The sequence below is a fragment of the Rhizobium fabae genome (assembly GCF_003985135.1).
Taxonomy (GTDB): domain Bacteria; phylum Pseudomonadota; class Alphaproteobacteria; order Rhizobiales; family Rhizobiaceae; genus Rhizobium; species Rhizobium pisi.
The window spans coordinates 25,469-47,360 of the sequence record NZ_ML133664.1 but is presented as its reverse complement, the minus strand read 5'-3'; the positions used below and the strand labels follow the sequence as shown (position 1 = coordinate 47,360).

Genomic DNA, 21,892 nt, shown 5'->3' with positions numbered 1-21,892 from the left:
ACTGCGGCTCACCTCCCAGAAACGGGCCGTCAAATTCAATTCGAAAGGAAATGCACCATGTCGTCCATCCTCCTCCTGACGTCCAGCCCGCGTGCCGACTCGCTGTCGACGCCGATCGCCGTCGATCTCGCCGAAAAGCTGAAGAACCAGAAGCCGGGCAGCGTCGTCGTCCGCCGCGACCTCGCCTCCAACCCGCTGCCGCATATTGACGACCTCTTCACCGGCGCGATCCGCAAGCCGGCCGACGCCCGCACCGCCGAAGAAATTGCAGCCATCAAGACCTCCGACGAACTCGTCGCTGAACTGTTTGCCGCCGACACGATCGTCATCAGCACCGGCCTGATCAACTTCAATATCTACTCGTCGCTGAAGACCTGGATCGACAACGTTGCCCGCGCAGGCGTGACCTTCAAGTACACGGAAAGCGGCCCGGTCGGCCTCGTAACCGGCAAGAAGGTTTATGTGGTGCTCACCTCCGGCGGCGTCTACTCGCAGGGCCCGGCTGCTCCCCTGAACCATGCCGTTCCGTACCTGAAGTCGGTTCTTGGCTTCCTCGGCATCACCGATATCGAGACCATCTATGTCGAAGGCCTCGCCTTCGGTCCGGAAGCCGCCGAGAAGGCCATCGACGCCGCCAAGTCGCGCGTCCAGGAAATCGCACTGGCTGCCTGATCAGCTCGCGAATTTTTCTGAAACGGCCGGCCTTCGCCGGCCGTTTTGTCATTTGTCGATATCGGCGACAAAATCTCGGACCGTCGCCAGGATTTCAGCCGAGAGATTTTCATCCGAGGAAATCCTGGCAAGGCCGACGCCGCCCGCCATCATCGCGAAAGCCATGATCGCCTTGCGCCGTCTTTCCCCATCATCCACTCCCGCGGCCTTGCTCGCCAGTGCTGCGAAATTGCGCTTGAGCCGCTCCGTCGCGATCCCCCGTGCCTTCTCGCCGCTGCGTGACAGATCGGAGGTCAGCGCGGCAAAGGGGCAGCCCTCGCCGGGATTGTCGCGATGATAGGCGCTGACATAGCGATCAGCGATATCGGCAGCGGTCATCTTCGCCGGGTCCACTCCCTCGGCCTCCAGCCTGCGTCCCCATGAATCGAACGCGGACTGGATCGCCTCGGCAACGAGATCGTCACGGGAGGCGAAGTGCTTGTAGAAGCCGCCGACAGTCAGTCCGGCTTCCTTCATCAGGTCGGCGACGCCGATGCCCTCGAGCCCCTCCTCGCGCAGTCGCTTCGACGCGGTCTCGACGATCTTCTCGTGCGTCTTCTGTTTTTCCAACTGCGAACGACCCATCGGAATTCTCCCGGCACTGCCTCTTGACTTATGTGGATTGCAATCATAATCCTTATGGATAACGATCGTAATCCATATCGTTGCCAATTCCAAGAGGAGCATGAACCATGCGTCTAAGAAACAAGGTCGCCCTGATTACTGGCGGAAACAGCGGCATCGGTCTTGCGACCGCCAAGGTCTTCATCGACGAGGGCGCCAAGGTCGTGATCACCGGCCGCAATCCGGAAACACTTGCTGCCGCCGAAAAGGCTCTGGGGGCCGGCGTGCTGGCCCTGAAGGTCGATGTCACCGATACCGCAGCCACCGAGAAGGCCCTTGCGGAAGCCGCCGAAAAGGTCGGCAAGCTCGACATCGTCTTCGCCAATGCCGGCATCGGCGGCGCGACACCGCTCGGTGACACGTCGCCGGAGCAGTTCAACCGGATCATCAGCACCAATCTGACGTCGGTTTTCTTCACCGTGCAATCGGCCCTGCCGCATCTCAATGACGGCGCGTCGGTGATCCTCAACGGTTCGGTGCATGCCGTGCTCGGCGCTCCCGGCTGGACGGCCTATGCAGCGACCAAGGCGGCGGTCCGGGCGATGACGCGCAATATGGCGTCCGAACTCGCGCCGCGCGGCATCCGCGTCAACCAGGTCACACCCGGCGGCACGAAAACGCCGATCTGGTCGCCTATGGCACAAACGGAAGACGCAATGTCGGCGCTCGAGGCCCGTCTCGGCGGCATGAGCCCGCTCGGCCGCATGAGTGAAGCCGACGAAATCGCCAAGGCGGCGCTCTATCTGGCCTCGGATGATTCGACCAATGTCACCGGCATCGAGATCACCGTCGACGGCGGCATGACGAGCGCGCCCTCCGGCGCCAAGATTTTCCGCACCGCCTGAGAAAGCTGGGCCGGGCAAATCAACCTGCCCGGCCTGACAGATGCTTGCCTTAGCTCGCCCGCATGGCGCGATAGGCAAGACGAAACAGAACGATTGCCAAATTCACTACGGCAAGCAGGAGCACTGCATACAGCATGGTCTGGATACCGGACGAAACGATGAGCTTACCGGCGATCAGCGGAAAGCCGAAGACGCCAATGAAATAGGCCAGCGAGAAGAGAAGCAGCGACTGCGGCATAAGGCCGGCCGGAGCCTCATTTGCGGCAAGGCCGTTGATGACGGAATAGGTCAGCCCGTATCCCAGCCCCAGCATCGCCGCCGCGCAGAGATAGCCCAGTGCACTCGATGTTACCATCAGGAACAGCAGGATCGATGCCAGCGTCAGGCTTGTCAGGACCAGGAGCGAATAGAACGGATCTTTCTTGACCACATATCCCGCTGCGAATAGCCGGCTCAGAATCGCGGAGGACATGAAACCGATGAAGAAAAGGGAGTAGTCGAACCCATGCGCCTTGGCGTAGCTGGTTTGAAAGCTGGACAATCCGCCGAAAATCGCACCGCCGACGCCAACCATCACGATGGAATATATTGCCGGTGACGCGATCACCCGTCGTGCCGCGCCAAACGAGATCTTGTTGACATGAGGCAATATCTTGCCGGCGTTGGTCAGCCTGATGTGGAGCAGGAAGTAAAGTGCGCCGCCGGCGAGACTGGAAAGGGAAGCAAAAAGAAAAGCCGTCTCGATCGGCATGGACCAGCCGGTCGCTACGCGGCCGATGATCGGCCCGACGCCGATGCCTGACATCATCGATCCGGAAAGCAGGGCAAAAAACCGGATACGATGCTCGGGCTCGATGATCGCGGCGACCAGCAGAGGGCCGAGGGCATAGAACGTGCCCCAGCCTATGCCGAGAATGAAACCGACAGTCATCAGCCCCACCCCGGCCGACGGGACCATGGCAAAACCCAACCCCGATGCAGCAAGAAACAGCCCCGAAACCGCGACCGCCCGCGCAGAGCCGATGGCATCCGCGATGTGGCCGGACAGGATGACGAGAATGACCGTGCTGACAGTCGCCGCCGAGATGATCAGGCCGGCCAGCGCCTCGTCCCCGCCACCCTTACCCACCAACACTGGGATCAGGAACGTTACCCCATAGGCAATCGAAAGAAGAAACCCTCCGATACACAAAACGGTAAACTCGCCGCTATCGACCCTCTGCTGTGCAACCGCATCACTCATGTCTCCATGCCCCTCGCAAGACAGTTCACTGGAATATTGCGGCAATGGAGATCACGTTTGTATTTTCCGAACAAGACGTTTTCATTGTGTCGATAACATATTGAAAACACGACAGTGTTTAGAAGGATGTTTCTGTTTACTCAACATCACCAACACCCCAAGCGAGGCATTGCATCTGACCGACGACCCGGCGAGCCGACTCGTTCATGCCGCTCCTGAGGCAGCGCTCGATACTTGGAAGGATCGTTATTGGGCTAACTGAGTTTCACGACACCGGAGCGGCCGACGATGCAGTTGCGGCCGCTCTTCTTGGCTTCATAGAGCCTGCCGTCGGCGACCGAGAGCACGGTGGTGAAGCTGGTGCCGTCTTCATCGGCGGTCGCAATGCCGATGCTGACCGTCACCGGCTTGTCATCCGGTGTCTGGACGCTGGTCGCGATCGTCCAGCGCAGGCGTTCGGCAAGCAGCAGGCCTTCCTCATGATTTGTGCCGGGGCAGACGGCGACGAACTCTTCGCCGCCGAAACGGAAGATGCGGTCGCTGGAACGCAGCGTCGTCCCGAGCCGGGCGGCGATCGCCTTCAACACCTCGTCGCCCTGGAGATGGCCGTAGCCGTCATTGACGTCCTTGAAGTGATCGGCGTCGATAATGAGGACCGTGGCGAACAGCCCCTGTCTCGATGCCTCATTCAGCATCAGCGGCGCTTCCAGCTCCATCCGGGTACGGTCATAGACGCCGGTGAGCATGTCGCGGCCGGTCCGCTCGAGAAGGTCGTTGTAGCGCTCGCGGAACGTCAGGTCGCCGAACACGTCGCTGATGGAGCGTGCGGATGCGGCAGAGCCGACGCGACGAATGCGATATTCATAGATCGCAAACATCACCGCGTAGAGGCAGACGGCAAACATCTTCGCCTTCCAGCCGCCCCAGAATGCGGCGACCGGCACGTCCAGGAAATAATGCAGCGCGGCGAAGAAGCCGATCTGGTCGAAGGTCAGCAACGCAAAGCCGCAGATCATGAAACGCAGGACGACACGGCGGCGGAAGAAATCCCCGAGTTTTTCGTAAAGCAGGATGATGCCGAGCGAATCGACATAGAGCAGCGCCGTGCCCCAGACCATCAGCCAGCCCATCTCCTTCAAGAAATCGACGTCGGGCGTGTGATCCGGCGATATCTCGAGCGGGTGGTGCAGCTGCAGCACCCAGGCGATGCCGACGGTCAAAAGGTTGCCGAAGAACAGGCCGTAGATCGGCTGGCGCACCGTCGCCGCATCCTCCTGCAGATAGAGCATCAGGATCATCATCAGCTTGCCGGAGAAGAAGACCGATGAGCCGGGCGATACGTCTCCGAACGGAAGCGAGACATAGAAGACCGCCGCCAGATAGGTTTCCATGAAATGCATGACGCCGAGCGCCGTCAGAAAGACCCCGAGGCCGAGCCGATGGCGGAAATGCAGAAGCATCACCATCAGCGTGAAATAGGCGACGGCTTCGACGACGAAGAGAGCGAGGTTGAGTGCCTCCATTACGACACCGCGGCTCCCAGCCAACGACCCCCGAACTCCGCAGGCGCGGCGATCGCGACAGCGGACCCTTTGGTCGATCGTCCAAAAAAATGAAACACGAGGGCAACCCTGCAAATCCTGCGGGGATAGCTTTCACCGCAATCCTTTAAGATTGCGTGTGCAAAATCAGACGCCGCGCGGCACGCAGGTCATGCGATTGAAAAGCAAGGAGTATCCTGCCGAGATCCGATCCCGATCCAAGCCGGGATCCCGATTTCAGACCTGACGGACCTTCTCGCCGTCACCAAAGAGCGACGGGCCGTGCTGATCGATGATCTGCTGCGCCTTGCGCACGGTGCATTCGATCGCGTCATCGGAAGAGGAAAACATATCGGCGCGAATGAAATTGCGCACCAGCACGTCGTCGCCGACCTTCTTCTCGATGCGGCCGACGAGGCGATATTGGCCGCCTTCCTTGCGTGGTTCGGCATAGATCGTGCAATCGCCGTAAAGCTGCGGCTCGCCGGAAGGGCCTGCCGCTTCCGCGGCCGGTTTGCCACCGCCGGAGAACATCGAAAAAAGATTTGAAATGAACGAAGCCATGACCCGCCTTTAGCACGAGGGCATCGTTTCCGCCAAGTCAAATGATCAAATTGGCGAGGATCTCATTTTCGGTGATATCTTCGTAACCCATGCCGGCAGCTTCGAAATTTCCGATCAGGCGGGCAAAATTCTCAGGCGCCTTGGTTTCGATGCCGATCAGGATCGAGCCGAAGTTGCGCGCCGATTTCTTCAGATATTCGAAGCGGGCGATATCATCGTCGGGACCGAGCAGGTTGAGGAAATCCCTGAGTGCGCCAGGGCGCTGGGCGAGCCGCAGGATGAAGTATTTCTTCAGCCCCGCGTAACGCATGGCTCTTTCCTTTACGTCAGGCAGGCGCTCGAAATCGAAATTGCCGCCGGAGACGACGGCGACGATGGTCTTGCCGCGGATCGTCTCCCGATCCATCGCGGCGATCGCCGTCAACGACAAGGCGCCGGCCGGTTCCAGAACAACGCCTTCGACGTTCAACATCTCCTGAATGGTGACGCAGATGGCGTTCTCCGGCATCAGTTGCACTTGGCTTGCCGGGAAATCGCGAAGGGCGGCGAAATTCAGGTCGCCGATGCGCGCCACGGCGGCGCCGTCTACGAAATTGTCGACCTTGGCAAGCGTCGTCACCTCACCCGCCTCGATGCTGCGCCTCAGGCTCGGCGCGCCAGCGGGCTCAGCAAAAACGAAGGCCGATTTCGCAACCGTGCCGTCGAGATAGCCGGTGATGCCGGCGGCAAGTCCGCCGCCGCCGACCGGCAGGACGACCATGTCGGGCACCGTTCCTTCCGGCAGCTGCTGCATGATTTCGGCTGCGACCGTCGCCTGCCCTTCGATGATATCGGCATGGTCGAAGGGCGGCACCATGACACCGCCGACCGCTTCCACATGCTCGCGGGCGGCCTGGTAGCACTGGTCGAAGAAGTCGCCGAACAGCCGGATGGTGATGAACTCGGCGCCGAACATGCGGGTCTTGTCGATCTTCTGCTGCGGCGTCGTCACCGGCATGAAGACAACCCCAGGCACGCCGAAATGGCGGCAGACATAGGCAAATCCCTGGGCGTGATTGCCGGCCGAGGCGCAGACGAAGGTTTTGCCGGAAGCCCCCTGCCCGATTGCCTTGCGGAAGAAATTGAAGGCGCCGCGGATCTTGTAGGACCGCACCGGCGACAGGTCCTCGCGCTTCAACCAGATATCGGCCCCGTAACGGGCCGAGAGATGATCGTTGAGCTGCAGCGGCGTTGCCGGAAACAGGCTGCGCATTGCCTCTTCGGCGCTTTCGACATCAAGTCTCGTCACGGGTGTCGTCCATTCTCACGATTAGCCACCGCCGCTATGGCATAGGCGGACCGGCAAAAGAAAGCCCGCTTCGGCCATTTCCGGTTCGCCGCCGGATCGGCTTGCTCGACGAACCGTTGTTCTCCGGGAAAGTTTTTCTTAAGCCAACCGCAAAATTGACGGCACATGAACTAATTTTAATTGTCAATGAACCGGCCGGCCACTTATGAAGCTATGATGATCTTCAAATTCGCAAGACCCCTGGCCTGGCTGCTGCTTGCCTTCATCATCTTCGTCACCGTGTCGCCGATCGGGCTGAGGCCGGAAACGGTCACGACGGTCGATACCGACCGTGCGAGCGCCTACGTGGTCCTTGGGCTCGCCTTTGCGCTCGCCTATCCGAAGCAGTGGAAAACGGTGGCGGCGCTGCTGGTCGTCGGCGCGGTCGCCATCGAATATCTGCAATACTTCGTACCGACGCGTCACGCGCGCCTGCATGACGCCGGCATCAAGGCAATGGGCGCAGCCTTGGGGCTTCTGGCCGGCTGGGTGATCAACAAATGGCGCGATGCGAAAGCACCAGACACCCTTCCGCTCACAGAACGCTGATTGTTGTTAGCAACAAACCAGCACATGACCCCGAAGATCGAATTCGGGATTTGTGCAGATCGAAATCGATAGAGTGTTCTTAGTGCGTCTTCCTGGACGCGCTAAGAACACTCTAGAAACCGCGCAATTGCATTGCCCAGAAAAACAGCGGTATCGCGGCCATCGCAGTTCCCAGAACAAGTGCGACACTGGCCTTGAAGATACGGATGCGCCGAACCTTAGTCCCACTCCAATCGTAAACCATCGCCTTACTCCCACAAGACAACACTTACTCAACCGTCGCGGCGCAATCCTTGCACCAAAAATGGCTTTGTCAAGCGACACCCGCTTTTATGCACAAAATACGAGCATATTCATACAGGATTATAAAGGTGGTGCGGGCGACGGGGATCGAACCCGTACAGCCAAGGCCGAGGGATTTTAAGTCCCTTGCGTCTACCAGTTTCGCCACGCCCGCTTGCCGCGTTTTCAATAACTTGCGTCATTGGCGATGGGAAGAGCCGTGAGGCGTAAAAATCATACCTCATTTGCCGGCGGCGGCGATCGATGGCCGCCGGTCCGTCGGGGTAAAAAATAAAAGGCGCAGCCGGCTTACGCCTGCTGCGCCTTCATCATTCCAGTATCAAAGATCAGGCGAGCTTGGCGGCAAGCTTGGCGACATGGGCGCCCTGGTATTTCGCGCCTTCCAGTTCGATCTCGGAAGGCTGGCGCGAGCCGTCGCCGTTGGTGATCGTGGAGGCGCCGTAAGGCGAGCCGCCCTTGACTTCTTCGGTGCCCATCTGGCCCTGGAAGGCATAGGGAAGGCCGGCAACGACCATGCCCTGATGCAGGAAGGTCGGGAGGAAGCCGAGGATGGTCGATTCCTGGCCGCCGTGCTGGGTTGCCGAGGAGGTGAAGACCGAGCCGATCTTGCCGACGAGCTTACCAGCGAACCAGAGGCCGCCCGTCTGATCCCAGAAATTGCGCATCTGAGAAGCGACCGTGCCGAAGCGCGTGCCGGCGCCGACGATGATCGCATCATAGTCCGCCAGTTCGTCGACGGTGGCGATCGGAGCAGCCTGGTCGACCTTATAATAGGACGCCTTGGCAACTTCTTCCGGCACGAGTTCGGGAACGCGCTTGACGGTGACGTCGGCACCAGCCGACTTCGCGCCTTCGGCAACGGCATAAGCCATGGTTTCGATGTGGCCGTAAGCCGAATAATAAAGGACGAGAACCTTCGCCATCTTCTATCTTCCTTGGAACATTGGGGTGAACTTTGAAACTGAGGGATTTCTATCAGCGCATGTGACTTAACACAGCCCTGCCCCGAAGAACTCAGTGTTCAACTGATGTAGACGAAAATTCACTTGCGTTTTCATTTCAGCAAAAATGAACGCATCGGCTGAACAGCATTCAGAGAGTTAGGGCATGATGTCATCCGAAAACCGCTTACACTTTTCGGCATCATGCTCCCTGTTTGCAAAGCGGCCGAAGGGCGCTACCTATTCACCAGCCTCACATCACGGAACATCCCATGAGCCATGACATCGTCGTCACCGCCGCCATGCTCGCCATCGGCGACGAGCTTCTTTCCGGACGCACCAAGGACAAAAATATCGGCCATCTCGCCGATATGCTCACCCTTTCCGGTATCGACCTGAAGGAGGTGCGCATCGTTGCCGACGACGATGAGGCGATCGTCGAGGCACTGAACGCGCTTCGCGGTAAATATGACTATGTCTTCACATCAGGCGGCATCGGGCCGACGCATGACGATATCACTGCCGATGCCATCTCAAAGGCTTTCGGCGTGCCTTGCGAATACGACGAAGCGGCAATGATGCTGCTTGCCGAGATGTACAAACGCCGCGAGATGGAATTCACCGAGGCACGTCAGCGCATGGCGCGCATGCCGCGGGGCGCTGTCCATATCGCCAATCCCGTTTCGACGGCGCCGGGCTTCATCATCGGCAATGTGCATGTCATGGCCGGCGTGCCGCAGGTCTTCCAGGCGATGGTCGACAATGTGCTGCCGACGCTTCGAACCGGCATGCCCGTGCTTTCGCTTGCCATCGCCTGCCCTTACGGCGAAGGCGAAATCGGCACACCACTGACCGCGATCCAGAAAGCGCATCCGGAAACCAGCATCGGTTCCTATCCGCGCTATGTCGGCCAGAAGTTCTCGACCGAGATCGTCGTGCGCGGCCGCTCGCAGGCGGCGATCGATGCGGCCGGCGCCGAGGTGCATGCGATGATCGATGCCATCCGCCAAAGGAAGGACATTGCCGAAAACCACTCCGCCGAGGCTTGAGGACAACGCCGGATTGGGATCTGCTTGATCCCCATCAAGGAACAGGAGAAGGGTCCGGTGCATTCCTTCCCTCGCGCACAAGCCATTTCAGCGAAGGAGAATTGATATGTGTTACAAAACCATTCTCGCCATTCTCGATACAAGAGACAATAGCGCCGCCGTTGCCGATTTCGCCTTTGCCATGGCCGCCGAAAGCGGCGCCCATGTGATCGGCCTGCATGCCGAAACCATCTCCGTCGTACCGCTGGTGGCGCCGATGGAAATTCCCGATCCCGTCGCGGTGCAGGCGCTGCAGGACATGGCGCATGGCGAAACGATTGCGGTGGAGCGCATCTTTCGAGAGAAAGCGGCGGCGGCCAGCGCTTCCTCCGAGTGGCGCAGCTTTGCCACATCAACCGGTTACGGCTCCGCGCCGCTGATTGAAAGCGCGCGCAGTGCCGATCTGCTGATCGCCTCGCAGGCAGACCCCGCCAACCCCTCCGACAGCCATGTCGATGTCGACAGCTTCCTCTTCGACACCGGCCGGCCGGTGCTGATGATCCCCTATATCATCCGCCGGCCGAAGCCGATCAAACGCGTGCTGATCGCCTGGAACGGCTCGAAGGAGGTCGCGCGCGCGACCTTCGACGCGCTGCCGATCCTCAAAGCGGCCGACGAGGTGGAGATCTTTTCGGTCGATCCCGCCGATACGGCGCTGCATTCGCCGCTGACATCAGGTGCCGAGATCGCCGCCACACTTGCCCGTCACGGCGTGAAGACGACGCTTTCGACGGCGGAAAGTATCGACAAGAACACGTCTCATGTGATCGAGAACCGGCTTTCGGACAGCAGTATCGATCTTCTCGTCATGGGCGCCTATACGCATTCCTGGCTCTGGCAGATGATCTTCGGCGGCACGACGAGGACATTGCTGCAATCGATGACGGCGCTGACCCTGTTGTCGCGGTAACGGGTTGCTCTTGCGTTTTACCGGCAAATCCCGCTAATTGCAGCGACCGATGACGGCTTCGAGCCTCGGCCACGTCTCGCGCAGTAGCAGCTCGCGATCTCGCGCAGTGTCGGCTGCGCGATTTCTCGTTTTGCCGATCGTCGCTTCAAACCGCTCGGTCGCCGGCAAACGGCGTGTCATTTTCATCATGCCGCGGAGCAGCCCCGATGTCCCTTCCCGATAAAGCCTTTCCCGTTTCCTGGGATCAATTCCACCGCGATGCGCGAGCGCTTGCCTGGCGGCTTGCCGGCCTCGGGCAGACCTTCAAGGCGATCGTCTGCATCACCCGCGGCGGCCTCGTTCCGGCCGCAATCATCTCGCGCGAATTAAACATCCGGCTGATCGAAACGGTCTGCATCGCCTCCTATCATGACTATGTGAACCAGGGCGACATGGTGCTGCTCAAGGGCATCGCGCCCGAGCTTGCCGAAAATGAAGGCGAAGGCGTGCTCGTCATCGACGACCTGACGGATACCGGCAAGACCGCAGCACAGGTGCGCACCATGCTGCCGAAGGCGCATTTCGCCTGCGTCTACGCCAAACCGAAAGGCGTTCCGACCGTCGATACCTTCGTCACCGAGGTCAGCCAGGATACCTGGATCTACTTCCCCTGGGACATGGGCTTCACCTATCAGGAACCGATCGCCAAGGGCGCGCACTGACCGCTACCGGCAGCAGCAGACTTAGTATTTGCTACTTGAAATTGTTCCAGATTTTGTCGGCGAGGCCTGCTGAATCCGCTATCGGGTTTTCCGCATCTATTTTATTTTCTTCTCATGCATGGGCGGCGTGCGAATCGCGTCAGGTTGCGCTTAAAACGTGCGCCTGACGATCCGAGAGAGGGAAGCAATATGGCGCGATGGGGATGTGTGGGAGCGGGTGTGGCCGCCGGACTGGCGGCCTGCCTCTTTCCGCTGCTCCCTGCCCGCGCCGAACCTGCCTACGTGCCCCTCGTGCGTGACTATGTCGAACACCGGGTCAGGCAGATGGTCGAAACGCCGCTGGTGCTGAATGCCATTGCCGAGCAGAATGTGGAATTCGGCAATGTCAGCGAAATGGATATGCGGGTTCTCGACGAGACTTACCGGTCGGAGGTCATTCAGCACCACCTGCAGATGGTCAAGCTGCTGCTCGACAAATCAGTCTCGCACTATCTGAAGGCCATGCAGGACGCCTCGCAAGGGGCAATCGTCGAATTCTTCGTCACCGACAGCCATGGGCTGAACGTCGGGCAGAGCGCCATCACCACCGATTACTGGCAGGGCGACGAGGAAAAATATCTCAAAACCTTCGCCAACGGCTCCCGCGAGATCTTCATCGACCGGGCGGAACGCAACGAATCCACGCAGATGCTCGAAACGCAGGCGAGCTTCGTTGTCATGGACAGGCAGGACAGGCCGATCGGCGTGGCCACCGTCACCATCGCCGTCGATGCGCTCTGAGGGTGCTTGCGTCGAACGAATCGGCATGCGCATTTGCCGGAAAAATGCCATCATAAGATTTGCCGCAGGGCGATTTTCTACCCTTGCGCCATTTTCCTTAGCCGGCAATGCCTGCAAGCCATTGTATTTTCAGCGCTCCCGGGCTTTCCCCAATCTTCACAGGCGCATCCACAAGATGTTGTGGTTAGCAATCAATTAAAAGCCAGCCCTTGACGGAATCAGCTGTTTCAAACTTTACTATTCCTGATGTTGCGGCGGCGACAGGACCGGAGGTAACGAGCCCGGTTCCCTTTTGAAAAACAGGACGCAGGACCAGGGCATTGCACCGGAAACGGTTCAGGCCCGGCAGGGTTCTTGCGCGGTTTTCAGCCTCCAAAAAAAGCGACATTGGGACTGGCGATAATAAGCTGTTAATACTATATTTAGCGTTTGCAGCCACCATCACCACAAGATACAGGAAGGACATCTCCGGATGACACCCCTGTCACAATACGGAAACGAGGCTGGCTGCACGACGACAAAGTGCCGCCGGATAGGAAATTTGCGCCCAGGTCGCGGGGACCGGGCGCCAACGCGAGGTCAAGACTATGCGCATCGAACGTCGTTTCACGAAGGCCGGCCAAGGCGCCTATGCGGATGTCGAATTCCGCAAGGCGACGAGCGAGATCAAGAACCCTGACGGTTCGATCGTGTTCCGCCTCGAGAATATCGATGTTCCCGCGCAGTTCTCCCAGGTCGCGACCGACGTTCTGGCGCAGAAGTATTTCCGCAAGGCCGGCGTTCCCACCCGGCTGAAGAAGGTCGAGGAAAACGACGTTCCTTCCTTCCTGTGGCGCTCCGTTCCCGACGATGCCGCGCTGAAGAACCTGCCCAAGGATGAGCAGACCGGCTCCGAAATCGATGCGCGCCAGGTCTTTGATCGTCTCGCCGGCACCTGGACCTATTGGGGCTGGAAGGGCGGCTATTTCTCCTCCGAAGAAGATGCTGCAGCCTTCAAGGACGAGCTTGCCTATATGCTCGCCACGCAGCGCGTCGCGCCGAACTCCCCGCAGTGGTTCAACACCGGCCTGCACTGGGCCTACGGCATCGACGGTCCCGGCCAGGGCCATTTCTACGTCGATCCCTTCACCGGCAAGCTGACCAAGTCCAAGTCGGCCTACGAACACCCGCAGCCGCATGCCTGCTTCATCCAGTCCGTTGAAGACGACCTCGTCAACGAAGGCGGCATCATGGACCTCTGGGTGCGCGAAGCCCGCCTCTTCAAATATGGCTCCGGCACCGGCTCCAATTTCTCGATGCTGCGCGGCGAAGGCGAAAAGCTTTCCGGCGGCGGCCGCTCTTCCGGCCTGATGAGCTTCCTGAAGATCGGCGACCGCGCTGCCGGCGCCATCAAATCGGGCGGCACGACACGCCGCGCCGCCAAGATGGTGGTCGTCGACATCGACCATCCCGATATCGAGGAATACATCAACTGGAAGGTCAAGGAAGAGCAGAAGGTCGCGGCTCTCGTCACCGGCTCTAAGGTCGTCGCCAAGCATCTGAAGGCGATCATGAAGGCCTGCTTCAATTGCGATGGCGGCGACAACGGCGATTGCTTCGACCCGAGCAAGAACCCTGCCCTGAAGCGCGAGATCCGTGCCGCCAAGAAGGACCAGGTTCCGGAAAACTACGTCCAGCGCGTCATCCAGTTCGCGCGCCAGGGCTACAAGGATCTCGAATTCAAGACCTACGACACCGATTGGGATTCGGAAGCCTATCTCACGGTATCGGGCCAGAATTCCAACAACTCCGTCTCGATCAAGGACGACTTCCTGCGCGCGGTCGAGAATGACGGCGAATGGAAGCTGACCGCCCGCAAGGACGGCAGGGTGATGAAGACGCTGAAGGCGCGCGACCTCTGGGAAACGATTTCTTATGCCGCCTGGGCCTCGGCAGATCCCGGCATCCACTTCAACACGACGATGAACGACTGGCACACGTCGCCGGCCGGCGGCCCGATCCGCGGCTCGAACCCGTGCTCGGAATACATGTTCCTCGACGACACGGCCTGCAACCTTGCCTCGCTGAACCTGCTGCAGTTCAAGGACAAGGCCACCAAGCGCATCAATATTGCCGACTACGAACATGCGGTTCGCCTGTGGACCGTCGTGCTCGAAGTCTCGGTGATGATGGCGCAGTTCCCGTCGAAGCGGATTGCCGAACTTTCCTACGAATACCGCACGCTCGGTCTCGGCTACGCCAATATCGGCGGCCTGCTGATGTCCTCGGGCATTCCCTATGACTCTACCGAGGCCCGCGCCATTGCAGGCTCGCTGACCGCGATCATGACCGGCATCTGCTATGCGACCTCGGCCGAAATGGCCGCCGAGCTCGGGCCCTTCCCGAACTTCGCGCCGAACCGCGAGAGCATGCTGCGGGTCATCCGCAACCATCGCCGCGCCGCTTATGGCGAAACCTCCGGCTATGAGGCGCTCTCGATCGATCCGGTCGCGCTGATCCATTCGGAAAACCCGGACCAGGATCTCGTCGCCCACGCCAAGTCGGCCTGGGACAAGGCGCTCGAGCTTGGCGAACAGCATGGCTACCGCAACGCGCAGGTCTCGGTCATTGCGCCGACAGGCACGATCGGCCTCGTTATGGATTGCGACACAACCGGCATCGAGCCCGACTTCGCGCTGGTCAAGTTCAAGAAGCTCGCCGGCGGCGGCTACTTCAAGATTATCAACCGCGCGGTGCCTGAAGCGCTGCGCACGCTCGGCTATTCCGAAAGCCAGATCGCCGAGATCGAGGCCTATGCCGTCGGCCACGGCAACCTGAACCAAGCGCCGGCGATCAATCCTTCGACGCTGAAGACCAAGGGCTTCACCGACGAGAAGGTCGAAGCCGTCAACGCTGCGCTGAAGAGCGCCTTCGACATCAAGTTCGTCTTCAACCAGTGGACGCTCGGCGCCGACTTCCTGAAGGACACGCTGAAGGTTTCCGACGAACAGCTCGCCGACATGAGCTTCAGCCTGCTCGACCATATGGGCTTCTCGAAGAAGGACATCGAAGCCGCCAACATCCATGTCTGCGGCGCGATGACGCTGGAAGGCGCACCCTTCCTCAAGAAGGAACACCTGCCGGTCTTCGATTGCGCCAATCCCTGTGGCAAGATCGGCAAGCGCTACCTCTCGGTCGAAAGCCATATCCGCATGATGGCGGCCGCCCAGCCGTTCATCTCGGGCGCGATTTCCAAGACGATCAACATGCCGAACGAGGCGACCGTCGAGGATTGCAAAAACGCCTACATGCTGTCCTGGAAGCTTGGCCTCAAGGCCAATGCGCTCTATCGCGACGGTTCGAAGCTGTCGCAGCCGCTCAACGCCTCGCTGATCGAAGACGAGGACGACGAGGATGCGCTGGAGGAACTGCTGCAGGCGCCTGTCGCAGCCCAGGCCGTCACCATCACCGAGAAGATCATCGAGCGGGTAATCGAGCGCGTTTCCCGCGAACGCGAGAAGCTGCCGAACCGCCGCCAGGGCTATACCCAGAAGGCCGCCGTCGGCGGACACAAGGTCTATCTCAGAACCGGCGAATTCGGCGACGGCCGCCTCGGCGAGATCTTCATCGACATGCACAAGGAAGGCGCCGCCTTCCGCGCGATGATGAACAATTTCGCTATCGCCATCTCGCTCGGCCTGCAATATGGCGTGCCGCTCGAGGAATATGTCGAGGCCTTCACCTTCACCAAGTTCGAGCCGGCCGGCATGGTCATCGGCAATGACGCAATCAAGAACGCCACGTCGATCCTCGACTATGTCTTCCGCGAGCTTGCCGTTTCCTATCTCGGCCGCCATGATCTCGCGCATGTCGACACGTCGGATTTCTCCAACACCGCACTCGGCAAGGGCATCCAGGAAGGCAAGACCAACTTGCTCTCCACCGGCTGGACCCGCGGCTACAAGCCGACGCTGGTGCCCGGCACCGGCGGCGAACGCCAGGCTGGTGAACCCAAGGGTGCGGCCACCGCTGCCCCTGCCCGCGCCGCTTCCACCAGCACCGTGACTGCCTTTGCCGGCAGTGCGGCCCGCAAGCTGGAGCCGACCACCGCCATCTCCACCTCCGAAATCGTCGCCTTCAAGCGCGATTACGAGGAACGCGCCAAGGAATTGGCGGAAGAGATCGCCGAAGAGGTGATCGAGGAAATCACCAGCGACGCGACCGCCCTCTTCTCCGACAAGGCCGCCGCGGACGCGGCAACGGCCAAGACGGAAGCCAAGAAGATGGAAGCCGAACGCCGCCAGCGCTCGATCATGCAAGGCTATACCGGCAACATGTGCTCGGAGTGCCAGAACTTCACGATGGTGCGAAATGGCACCTGCGAGAAGTGCGACACGTGCGGTGCGACGAGCGGGTGCAGCTGATTATTCTTCCTACTCTTCATATAGGGCGCCACTGAGTTTGTCATTGCGCCATCCTGATGTCACTAAAGTGACCTTTTGGCGGACTAGCGAAACAACATTCCGGGCACTTCGGTGCCCGGAAAATGCCTCAAGGAACAAAACAGGAATCAACTATACAGGCACGGTATTCGAGTATGGCAGACGCAGTGATTGCAAACTGGGACGGGCACGACTACCAGGCCCGATTCTTCTGGATACATGCTTCAGGCCTTCGCAATCCGGAGACCCCGCATGTCGTCGAGGTCTCGTACGAGACTGACGGCCCCAAAGGCTTCGATGATGTCGTCGTGCGCTACAGCCCCGGCCACGTCGGACGTCGTTCGTTTAGAGTCGAGACTGCTCATCACCAAGTGAAGTTTCACGTCAACCAGGCTGGCCGCTTCGGCTTCAAAGATCTGATCGAGCCCGAATTCATCGGTGCGACAGCAGTTTCGATCTTGGAACGCCTGAAGGAGGCTGTGGAGAAGTCACCGCCCAACTCGACGTTCACACTGGTTACTACCGACCGGGTACGCGACGATGATCCCTTGTCCAAGCTGCTCAAGACAGCCGACAAGTCCCTGGACGTGGGCAAGCTCGCTGTTGGCAAGACAGAGCAAAGCGAGATGGGGAAAGTCCGCGCTCTCTGGCGCGAGCATCTCAAGCTCGATACCGACGAGGAACTCTACGCCATCCTTGACACCTTCCACATCATGGAGGGCTACCACTCCCTGCAGGACATGAGGGAGCACGTGGATCTTCACTTTCAGGTCGTCGGCCTGTCCAGTGGAGGAAACAGTCTCGAGTTCAAGTTTGACGGTGCCGCCCGTGCCCTGAAAGTCACCCAACGCAATAAGCTGACCAGGGAAGCGTTCGAAGAGCTTTGCATCGAACAAGGTTGGATCAAATCCACACAGCCGGAGGATCGGAAGAACATTTCCATCAAGTCGTTCAGCGACGGTCCGACGGACTATCTCGATGCCACGCCCGAGAACACGTTGTCCCTCCTCCATATGTTCGACGTCCGGCATCTGCAGGCGGGTGCCGACTGGAATACGGATGTCCGGCCCGCGGTCGAAGATTTCCTCACCCGCGTTCGCGAGACCGACAAGAGTATCCGGCTCTTCCTCGACAGCCACTCTTCGGTCGCCTTCCTCGCCGGAGCCATGCTCGGCTTCAAGACAAACACGCATGTCGAAATCAATCAGAAAGGCCGGGGGCCGACCACTGTCTGGCGCTCTGATGACGGGAAAGCCGGGCCTCCCGCCTCAACATCGGTGATCGATATCGGCAATGGATTGGACGTAGCGGTCGTCGTGAGCTTCTCCCGCAATGCCCTGGCCGATGTCCAAGAATACGTGAAGACGAAGGTTCCCAGCATCGGTCGGATTCTTCATGTCACTCCGGTAGGCGGCCCGGGTCAGAAATCGCTGGCTGGCGGCGAGCACGCCGCCGACATCGCAGACCAGATCGCGGATGCGCTCAAGTCCCTGCGCCCCGCTTTCGGAGCACAGCGGCATTTCTTCATATCCGGGCCGAACGCATTCGCCTTCTCCATGGGTCAGCATCGCGATGCGATGGGGCCAGTCACTTTGTACGAGTTCGATTTCAAGGGTGCCGTAGACGGTAGCTACCACCCCTCCTTCAGGATTGGTTGAGCATGGAACTTAAAGCGCAATTCGGTGAATTTCTCCGCGAGATCCGGCCTACGGAACGGCAGAAGGAAGATTGGAAGGCAGGGGCGAACACGCTCCGGTCACGACTTTCTGCCGACAAAGACTTGAATGCAATCGTGGTCGCCACCTTCCTGCAGGGAAGCATTCGGCGTTCGACTGCCATCCGCCCGACCGGAGACAAGCGGCCCGACGTCGATATCGTTGTGGTGACCGACATCGACTATCACCAGACGACCCCGCAGCAGGCGATGGACAAATTCGTTCCGTTCCTCGAGCGCCACTATCCGGGGAAATGGCGTCCGCAAGGGCGGTCCTTCGGTATCGAGCTGTCCTATGTCGATATCGATCTGGTCATCACCGCCCTGCCCACCGATCCTGCCTCAAGGCAGACTATGGAACGTTTGTATCGGTCCAAGTCGGTCTTGACGAACGACTCCCTGGAAGAGGACACGAGCTGGCGTCTTAACGAGCGCTGGCAACCGACGCCTTTTGGTAGCCAGCCTCTGGCGATGGACGACGCGCCGACAGGCAACTGGCGTCCGAACCCTTTGCTCCTACCAGATCGCGATGTCGGAAATTGGGGGCGCACACATCCGCTCGCTCAGATCCAATGGACTGCAGCCAAGAACCGCGCCTGCAATGGTCATTATGTCAATCTCGTGCGAGCGACCAAGTGGTGGCGGCAACAAAATGCACTGATCTTGCCGAAATACCCGAAGGGCTATCCGCTTGAACACATGATCGGGCATGTTCTGAGCAATGGCACCACGTCTATGGCCTCCGGCTTCGTCCAAGTGCTGGAAACAATGCGGGACATCTGGCGCATCCCGGCGACGTTCGATCAGGTTCCGGACCTCCCGGATCACGGCGTACCGGAGCACAACGTGCTGAAGCGGCTCTCTGCAGAGGATTTCAAGTCTTTCCACGCGGCGATTTCGACGGCTGCCGGACAGGCACGCGAGGCGCTGGATTCAGATGATGCGCAGAAGAGCGGCGAGCTGTGGCAGAAGCTATTCGGAAGCAAGTTTCCGCTTCCCGGGCCGAATGGCGGAGACCGCAAGCCCGGTTTCTTCGCTCCTCCGTCACAGCCAGCCGAGCCGCGGAGGACCGATCGGTTCGCGTGAGGTGCTTCTAGTTGTTCATTCCTGAAGTCCTTCAGAGCGTTTCCGACCGTTTTGCGGATCATCCTCGAATCCGATGCACCGCTACGTGGTCATCGGATTCGGAAGGCCACTGGTCCCTACCCTTCGTCGCCCTCCTGAGCGGCGCCTCGACGGAGTTCATTTCGACCGAGACGGCTTGGTATGTCGTGCTCGTCCCACGGACGAAATCGGTCACTGTTTATCCAGCGATGATCGGTGGAATTTCGGCAACCTTCCAGCACCAGTCCTTCAACCGCGAAGGAGGTGGATCGCTGCCGTGGAGGCTGGGAAATCCGTGCCTTGATCGTCCCGCCGCAGCATTCGGGCGCGCCTCCTGGAATGGCCAGCCTGATGCGATCGACGAGAAGATAGTCTGGCATCTGGAACGCCTTCTAATCTGGATCGACGCAGCCGCCATAGGCGAACTCGCGATCGAAGGCGAGCCGCTGGAGCTACCGCCCGGGCCCGGGCAGACAAACTTCCCGGTGGTCGGCTTCGTTGGTGCTGGCGACGATCTGGTATTCTGGCAGGGTCGGACCAATGACTGGGGATGGGTCGACCTCGCCAAGCTGCCGGGAGCGAAGACTAGCTATGCAATGACGACCTTTCGTGACCGCCAATTGGCGCCGATAAGAAAGTCGGTATGGGGGCGGGCAATAGCTGAAGCAGCCCCGGCAAAAACGGGCCTCTGGATTGCGGTCGACAACCTGCCAGTGCGGGCACCTTGGGAACTGCCGCGAACGTGGGCGGATCTTTCCGCTCAGCTCGACACTCAGGGCGTTCAGCTCGCTGACGTGTTCGAGCTAGCTGGCGCCGATCGCCGGCGTCGGAAAGACGATCGTGGAACGGTGACGCTGTTAATCGGATTCCCGATCGCGGAGTTGGTCGGGGGGATTCCATCGAAATACCATTGGATCGCTGTCGGTTCGATCGAACTGTCGGGTCGGACGACGAAGAAGAATGGCTTCCGGGCGAACGAGCGGACGCATCGGCTCATCGATCGCAACCGACCGACGGCAAATTCTTCATTGACGTGGCTGCGGACGGTCAATTGGGAACCCGACCAGATTCGGACGCGTTCCGGCTCCGGTACCGGGATGGTTTCCGAGCGGGTATTGATCATCGGCGCGGGTTCACTCGGCGGCGCCATTGCCGAGAACCTTGTCCGAATGGGTGTGACAAGGATGGGTATACTCGACCCTGATGTTTTGGATGTCGGCAACCTTACGCGGCATGTGCTTGGCATCGATGCAGTCGGCCACGACAAGGCTGCCGCACTTGCGCATGCTCTGTCGTTGATCATGCCGGACGCCGATGTCAGAGGTATCGTCGACAGCTTCCCGCCGGGTGGCGATGAACTCGCGGAGGAACTGCGTTCGTTCGATGTCATCATCGACTGCACCGGATCGGATGCGGTTCTTGATGCCATGGCCGAGTTCGACTGGGGCGGCGAGAAAATCTTCGTCAGCCTGGCGATTACCTGGCGGGCCGAGGGGCTTCTCGTGTTCACTGCGTCAGAGGCCACCTTCCCGGCAAACGATGCGAAGGAGAGCTTCCACGAGATGAATGTGCCGCCGACCGATTTCGGCGACGCCCGCATGGAAGGGATTGGCTGCTGGCATCCAGTGTTTCCGGCAACGGCCGCAGATGTCCGCATGTGGAGCGCTGTGGCAACGACAACCATCCTGGAGGCAATCAGATTGCCGAAACGCCGCTGCCAATATTTCCGGCAGGGGTTTGACGGCACGGTGGAGAAGCTCAATGGATGAGAAGATTGTGGTGGCATTTCAAGCTGTGAGCGCGACTGTCGAAGTTCGTCTGACGGACGCCGCCCTGCGATTGATCGAGAAGGAGGCACTCGCGTCGGCCAATAGGGAGACGGGTGGCATCCTCATTGGTCGGTATGAGAATGATGGGAACGTGGCGGTCGTCACCGCAGCGTCGGAACGCCCCACTGACTCTAGTTCCGGAAGGGCATGGTTTCAAAGGGGCATCAGCGGACTGACGGCCAAACTTCGCGCCCGATGGGTCCATGGCGAATACTATCTCGGCGAGTGGCACTCACACCCTGGCGGCGCCCCGGATCCAAGCAACAACGACATACGGGAAATGCGTTCGATCTCGATCGACACCAGCTACAGGTGTCCGAAGCCGATCATGGTCATCGCAGGGACGTCCAGAGAGTCCATTCGCATATTGGTAAGCGTTTTGGAGAACGGTCGTCTGATCAGACTTAAGCCAGTCGAATCGCCTAGAAGCAGCGGAACCGAAAGTCCGATCGTCACCGGCACCAAGCTAGAGGGCGATCTTTGATTTCGTCGTTCGCCAAGGACTCGCCCCTGCGATAACCGAGAAATTCGCCAGCGCGGATGCGCTCGAGAAGGCAAATGGCGGACAGCGGTGTAACCCTGACCGAGTATGCATCACTAACATTCTCTCCAACTGGCTGAGGCTAACCGCCCTCGCCGCTGAGGATGCGCTGCTCATCAACGTCGAACTGGCGCTGGCGATGAACGCCGACTATGT

At 59.7% G+C, this 21,892-nt stretch carries 19 protein-coding genes and 1 tRNA gene; 12 read left to right on the top strand and 8 right to left on the bottom strand.

The features are described 5' to 3' along the window. Positions 1-57: 57 nt before the first annotated feature. Positions 58-672 carry an FMN-dependent NADH-azoreductase gene (locus EFB14_RS30265; protein WP_125845040.1) on the top strand — a complete coding sequence of 205 codons (615 nt, stop codon included), beginning with the start codon at positions 58-60 and terminating at the stop codon, positions 670-672. 48 nt (positions 673-720) lie between these two features. Here EFB14_RS30265 and EFB14_RS30260 read toward each other — a convergent pair whose 3' ends face one another. Next, positions 721-1,296 carry a TetR/AcrR family transcriptional regulator gene (locus tag EFB14_RS30260; RefSeq protein WP_126830343.1) on the bottom strand — a complete coding sequence of 192 codons (576 nt, stop codon included), beginning with the start codon at positions 1,294-1,296 and terminating at the stop codon, positions 721-723. Between the two features lie 107 nt (positions 1,297-1,403). Here EFB14_RS30260 and EFB14_RS30255 point away from each other — a divergent pair, with 107 nt between their 5' ends. Beyond that, positions 1,404-2,180 (top strand): glucose 1-dehydrogenase, encoded by a 777-nt coding sequence (locus EFB14_RS30255; RefSeq protein WP_126830341.1) that lies wholly within the window; start codon positions 1,404-1,406, stop codon positions 2,178-2,180. 49 nt (positions 2,181-2,229) lie between these two features. On the opposite strand, the gene EFB14_RS30250 is transcribed toward EFB14_RS30255, so the two are convergent. The 4 genes from EFB14_RS30250 to ilvA all read right to left on the bottom strand — a co-directional run bounded on the left by EFB14_RS30250 (position 2,230) and on the right by ilvA (position 6,816). Further along, on the bottom strand, positions 2,230-3,423 hold the full coding sequence (locus tag EFB14_RS30250) for an MFS transporter (protein ID WP_126830339.1): 1,194 nt from the start codon (positions 3,421-3,423) through the stop codon (positions 2,230-2,232). A 254-nt stretch (positions 3,424-3,677) separates the two neighbouring features. Then, positions 3,678-4,946 carry a GGDEF domain-containing protein gene (locus EFB14_RS30245; RefSeq protein WP_126830337.1) on the bottom strand — a complete coding sequence of 423 codons (1,269 nt, stop codon included), beginning with the start codon at positions 4,944-4,946 and terminating at the stop codon, positions 3,678-3,680. A 255-nt stretch (positions 4,947-5,201) separates the two neighbouring features. Further along, entirely contained in the window at positions 5,202-5,528 is a 327-nt protein-coding gene (locus EFB14_RS30240; protein WP_126830335.1) for an HlyU family transcriptional regulator, read from the bottom strand. Between the two features lie 37 nt (positions 5,529-5,565). Beyond that, positions 5,566-6,816 (bottom strand): threonine ammonia-lyase, encoded by a 1,251-nt coding sequence (gene ilvA / locus EFB14_RS30235; protein WP_126830333.1) that lies wholly within the window; start codon positions 6,814-6,816, stop codon positions 5,566-5,568. 213 nt (positions 6,817-7,029) lie between these two features. Between ilvA and EFB14_RS30230 the strand changes: the two genes are divergently transcribed. Further along, positions 7,030-7,404 carry a VanZ family protein gene (locus EFB14_RS30230; protein ID WP_125845046.1) on the top strand — a complete coding sequence of 125 codons (375 nt, stop codon included), beginning with the start codon at positions 7,030-7,032 and terminating at the stop codon, positions 7,402-7,404. 372 nt (positions 7,405-7,776) lie between these two features. Here the strand turns inward: EFB14_RS30230 and EFB14_RS30225 are convergent. Both EFB14_RS30225 and wrbA read right to left on the bottom strand, forming a co-directional pair. Further along, a tRNA-Leu gene (locus tag EFB14_RS30225) sits at positions 7,777-7,861 on the bottom strand. Positions 7,862-8,033: 172 nt separating this feature from the next. Then, positions 8,034-8,630, bottom strand: coding sequence for an NAD(P)H:quinone oxidoreductase type IV (gene wrbA, locus EFB14_RS30220; RefSeq protein WP_125845058.1), 597 nt, complete (start codon positions 8,628-8,630; stop codon positions 8,034-8,036). A gap of 290 nt (positions 8,631-8,920) precedes the next feature. Here wrbA and EFB14_RS30215 point away from each other — a divergent pair, with 290 nt between their 5' ends. From EFB14_RS30215 to EFB14_RS30200, 4 genes are all read left to right on the top strand, one after another. Beyond that, on the top strand, positions 8,921-9,697 hold the full coding sequence (locus EFB14_RS30215) for a competence/damage-inducible protein A (protein WP_126830332.1): 777 nt from the start codon (positions 8,921-8,923) through the stop codon (positions 9,695-9,697). A 106-nt stretch (positions 9,698-9,803) separates the two neighbouring features. Further along, complete coding sequence (locus tag EFB14_RS30210; RefSeq protein WP_126830330.1) at positions 9,804-10,646, top strand: universal stress protein; 843 nt, start codon at positions 9,804-9,806, stop codon at positions 10,644-10,646. 206 nt (positions 10,647-10,852) lie between these two features. Further along, positions 10,853-11,347: a xanthine phosphoribosyltransferase gene (gene gpt / locus EFB14_RS30205; protein ID WP_125845061.1), complete on the top strand. Its 495-nt coding sequence runs from the start codon at positions 10,853-10,855 to the stop codon at positions 11,345-11,347. 189 nt (positions 11,348-11,536) lie between these two features. Continuing rightward, positions 11,537-12,127, top strand: coding sequence for a hypothetical protein (locus EFB14_RS30200; protein ID WP_126830328.1), 591 nt, complete (start codon positions 11,537-11,539; stop codon positions 12,125-12,127). Between the two features lie 184 nt (positions 12,128-12,311). Here the strand turns inward: EFB14_RS30200 and EFB14_RS33130 are convergent, their stop codons facing one another. Then, positions 12,312-12,593, bottom strand: a complete 282-nt coding sequence (locus EFB14_RS33130; protein ID WP_164737615.1) for a hypothetical protein — start codon at positions 12,591-12,593, stop codon at positions 12,312-12,314. A gap of 121 nt (positions 12,594-12,714) precedes the next feature. Here EFB14_RS33130 and EFB14_RS30195 point away from each other — a divergent pair, with 121 nt between their 5' ends. From EFB14_RS30195 to EFB14_RS30175, 5 genes are all read left to right on the top strand, one after another. Next, entirely contained in the window at positions 12,715-16,530 is a 3,816-nt protein-coding gene (locus EFB14_RS30195) for a vitamin B12-dependent ribonucleotide reductase (RefSeq protein WP_126830326.1), read from the top strand. A gap of 173 nt (positions 16,531-16,703) precedes the next feature. Further along, positions 16,704-18,206, top strand: coding sequence for an SAVED domain-containing protein (locus tag EFB14_RS30190; protein ID WP_126830325.1), 1,503 nt, complete (start codon positions 16,704-16,706; stop codon positions 18,204-18,206). A gap of 2 nt (positions 18,207-18,208) precedes the next feature. Further along, on the top strand, positions 18,209-19,348 hold the full coding sequence (locus tag EFB14_RS30185) for an SMODS domain-containing nucleotidyltransferase (RefSeq protein ID WP_126830323.1): 1,140 nt from the start codon (positions 18,209-18,211) through the stop codon (positions 19,346-19,348). An 11-nt stretch (positions 19,349-19,359) separates the two neighbouring features. Then, a complete protein-coding gene (locus tag EFB14_RS30180) occupies positions 19,360-21,135 on the top strand; it encodes a HesA/MoeB/ThiF family protein (RefSeq protein ID WP_126830321.1) in 1,776 nt (591 codons plus the stop codon). Then, positions 21,128-21,679: a Mov34/MPN/PAD-1 family protein gene (locus EFB14_RS30175; protein WP_126830319.1), complete on the top strand. Its 552-nt coding sequence runs from the start codon at positions 21,128-21,130 to the stop codon at positions 21,677-21,679. The genes EFB14_RS30180 and EFB14_RS30175 overlap by 8 nt, the downstream gene beginning before the upstream one ends. Positions 21,680-21,892 lie beyond the last annotated feature (213 nt).

Coding starts and splice junctions, on each gene's coding strand:
- EFB14_RS30265 (WP_125845040.1), top strand. CDS start 58: ATGTCGTCCATCCTCCTCCTGACGTCCAGCCCGCGTGCCGACTCGCTG.
- EFB14_RS30260 (WP_126830343.1), bottom strand. CDS start 1,296: ATGGGTCGTTCGCAGTTGGAAAAACAGAAGACGCACGAGAAGATCGTC.
- EFB14_RS30255 (WP_126830341.1), top strand. CDS start 1,404: ATGCGTCTAAGAAACAAGGTCGCCCTGATTACTGGCGGAAACAGCGGC.
- EFB14_RS30250 (WP_126830339.1), bottom strand. CDS start 3,423: ATGAGTGATGCGGTTGCACAGCAGAGGGTCGATAGCGGCGAGTTTACC.
- EFB14_RS30245 (WP_126830337.1), bottom strand. CDS start 4,946: ATGGAGGCACTCAACCTCGCTCTCTTCGTCGTCGAAGCCGTCGCCTAT.
- EFB14_RS30240 (WP_126830335.1), bottom strand. CDS start 5,528: ATGGCTTCGTTCATTTCAAATCTTTTTTCGATGTTCTCCGGCGGTGGC.
- EFB14_RS30230 (WP_125845046.1), top strand. CDS start 7,030: ATGATGATCTTCAAATTCGCAAGACCCCTGGCCTGGCTGCTGCTTGCC.
- wrbA (WP_125845058.1), bottom strand. CDS start 8,630: ATGGCGAAGGTTCTCGTCCTTTATTATTCGGCTTACGGCCACATCGAA.
- EFB14_RS30215 (WP_126830332.1), top strand. CDS start 8,921: ATGAGCCATGACATCGTCGTCACCGCCGCCATGCTCGCCATCGGCGAC.
- EFB14_RS30210 (WP_126830330.1), top strand. CDS start 9,804: ATGTGTTACAAAACCATTCTCGCCATTCTCGATACAAGAGACAATAGC.
- gpt (WP_125845061.1), top strand. CDS start 10,853: ATGTCCCTTCCCGATAAAGCCTTTCCCGTTTCCTGGGATCAATTCCAC.
- EFB14_RS30200 (WP_126830328.1), top strand. CDS start 11,537: ATGGCGCGATGGGGATGTGTGGGAGCGGGTGTGGCCGCCGGACTGGCG.
- EFB14_RS33130 (WP_164737615.1), bottom strand. CDS start 12,593: ATGTCCTTCCTGTATCTTGTGGTGATGGTGGCTGCAAACGCTAAATAT.
- EFB14_RS30195 (WP_126830326.1), top strand. CDS start 12,715: ATGCGCATCGAACGTCGTTTCACGAAGGCCGGCCAAGGCGCCTATGCG.
- EFB14_RS30190 (WP_126830325.1), top strand. CDS start 16,704: ATGGCAGACGCAGTGATTGCAAACTGGGACGGGCACGACTACCAGGCC.
- EFB14_RS30185 (WP_126830323.1), top strand. CDS start 18,209: ATGGAACTTAAAGCGCAATTCGGTGAATTTCTCCGCGAGATCCGGCCT.
- EFB14_RS30175 (WP_126830319.1), top strand. CDS start 21,128: ATGGATGAGAAGATTGTGGTGGCATTTCAAGCTGTGAGCGCGACTGTC.